Raw genomic sequence first — 621 nt, 5'->3', positions numbered from 1 at the left:
CCGCAGTTCCACACAATTGATGAGGTGGAACTCGATGAGGCTGACATCGAACATGCAGTCGTTCTGGCTTTTCTAAACGACATCCAACTCGCAACCGGGATCGCGCGCATCTCCAAGTTGAAGGAGCGATGGCCGAAGCTTCGCATCCTCGTTGCTTTCGACGCGCTCACGGCTGGCGATTTCCAGGCGCTCCTAGTTGCTGGCGCCAGCGCCTTTGTGGGACGTTCACAATCGTCGCGCGAAATCTGCACCGCGCTGCTCGCTCTCGCTACGGGAGCGAATTGCCTTGCTCAATCGGAGCAGAAAAACGACTTCGGGCTGACGCCGCGCGAGGCGGAGGTGCTGCGTTTTCTAATTTCTGGGTTCAGCAACAAAGACGTCGCCCGCCACCTAGACCTGAGCGTGCGGACCGTAGAGACCCACCGGGTCAACTTGCGCCGCAAAACGCGAACCGGGCGGCTGAGTGATTTGGTATCACTCGCTCGCCAACTCGGGCTGCCGCCAGTCACTAATGACGAAATGGGCCGGTACGGCAACAAACGGTTCGTACCAAGAAGCAGCGGCTTTTCAGGGCAGTGACCGAGGCAGCGGACAATTTGGCTCAAGCTGGCGGTTCAGGGT

At 58.9% G+C, this 621-nt stretch carries 1 protein-coding gene; it reads left to right on the top strand.

The genetic code is table 11. The annotated features are described in order from the left end of the window. A partial coding sequence (locus tag FV233_RS29760; protein WP_147899665.1) for a response regulator transcription factor occupies window positions 1–579 on the top strand: 579 nt, incomplete at its 5' end. Between the last annotated feature and the right edge of the window lie 42 nt (window positions 580–621).

This window comes from Methylobacterium sp. WL7, from assembly GCF_008040085.1.
In the GTDB taxonomy this organism is placed as follows: domain Bacteria; phylum Pseudomonadota; class Alphaproteobacteria; order Rhizobiales; family Beijerinckiaceae; genus Methylobacterium; species Methylobacterium mesophilicum.
The sequence above is the reverse complement of the archived record's forward strand: the minus strand, read 5'-3'. Positions and strand labels throughout refer to the sequence as shown.